The sequence below is a fragment of the Pseudoalteromonas sp. S554 genome, assembly GCF_005930865.1.
Taxonomy (GTDB): Bacteria; Pseudomonadota; Gammaproteobacteria; order Enterobacterales; family Alteromonadaceae; genus Pseudoalteromonas; species Pseudoalteromonas marina.
The window spans coordinates 1-1,537 of sequence record NZ_PNDV01000113.1; the positions used below are offsets into that span (position 1 = coordinate 1).

Sequence of the window (1,537 nt, forward strand, 5' to 3'; positions counted from 1 at the left end):
CACATAGTCCCTAACTCTAAAGCGCTTCGCGCTACACTGAGAAAACATACTACTTTTTAGTACCTTCTCCTGTACTTCTCATTGTCTTCTCTGGGTACATAAATCAATTTTTTAACATGTAAAACTTATTACTATCGGCAATTTAATTAGTGTTAATCTTCTATTTTATGGTAAGTTTTATGTAGGAGAACTACAAAACAAGGAAAGTAATATGAAATGCCCTGAAATTAGCGACTTAGAATTCTCTGAACGTGGCAAATTAGCAATAAAAGAAATAAGACGAATAAAGCAGGTAAATCAATGGCTAAATACAGCTATTGTAGGTGGTACATTTGCTAATATTTTTGCAGGCAACGGCCTTATCAAAAGCCATTACAACCTTACTCAAACCGATTTTGATTCTTTTAACTCTGCACTAAAAGCATCACCCAGTATCGCCAGAAAAACAATAGAAACTATATCAGGTCTTCAAGCTATTAAAGCTAAAAGCAGTAAAGAAAGGCAATTTTGGAAAGCGGTATATAGAGGCTGTGAGGCTGCAAAATGAAAAAACTTATTACTTTGATTTTAACACTTACAGTTTTTTTTCCATTGTTAGCAGATACACCAGAAAGAACACTTAACGATTATCTGGCTGCTGAATATAATAATGCTATTAAAGCTTACGAATCTAAACTAGAAGCATGTCAGGCATCAGAAGTCGTTGTAACTCCTAATGATATAAAACACATTACAGATGATTGGAACATACTAAGCAGCGCAATAGCTTACCATTACGCAAAAACTCAAGATCTATGCACGCATAATGAGTTAGTAAAATTCACAGTATTATCTGCAAAATTACAAGCCTTAGATGATACTCATAAACCCATTTTTGAAAACTATAATGAGTTAATTATGGCAATTCCTTTAGCCTATGAGCGAACTAAAATTGACTACTTTGTTTTACCTGAAAATCTAAGAGAGCAGTTTTTAAAAATAGAAAAACTAAACAAGCCGTTTAATTTAATGAAAACAATGGAAAGTTTTGAATAAAACAAAGATTATTTTTAGTTGATTATATCGACGAATAATAGCGGCAGTTATAGTTTTTTAATAACTGCCAAATCACACCGATTAATTAAACCTATCTTTAAACCGCTGGCCACTAAGCGTACCTCAACGCATTTATGTAGGCGCTTTGCTTGCTAGCGCGTTTAATTTACTTATAGTTTCGTTAACAACCTTTTTGCGTGAGCAAGCTTCACGCCTACGTGTCGATAACTTTAAATATTATGGTGTGTTTAAACTAAATTGATGTGCTTTTAATGTAAAACCACCTAGTCCCTAACTCTAAAGCGCTGCGTGCTACACTGAGGAAAAATACTATTTTTTAGTACCTTCTCCTGTACTTCTCATTGTGTTCTCAGAGGTGATAATAGTGTTTATTCACTTTATCAGCCAAACACAAAGCTTGCCTAAAAAACAATTTCTACCACCGAGCGCACCGAGGCGCTGCGCGCTACACTGAGGAAACATACTACTTTTTAGTATCTTC

Annotated in this window: 2 protein-coding genes; both read left to right on the forward strand. The window is 34.4% G+C overall.

Features of this window, described 5'->3' with window-relative positions; translation table 11 throughout:
• The first annotated feature begins 211 nt into the window (after positions 1 to 211).
• Positions 212 to 547, forward strand: coding sequence for a hypothetical protein (locus tag CWB65_RS18585; RefSeq protein WP_138741195.1), 336 nt, complete (start codon positions 212 to 214; stop codon positions 545 to 547).
• On the forward strand, positions 544 to 1,035 hold the full coding sequence (locus CWB65_RS18590) for a hypothetical protein (protein ID WP_249365043.1): 492 nt from the start codon (positions 544 to 546) through the stop codon (positions 1,033 to 1,035). The genes CWB65_RS18585 and CWB65_RS18590 overlap by 4 nt, the downstream gene beginning before the upstream one ends.
• Positions 1,036 to 1,537: the final 502 nt, after the last annotated feature.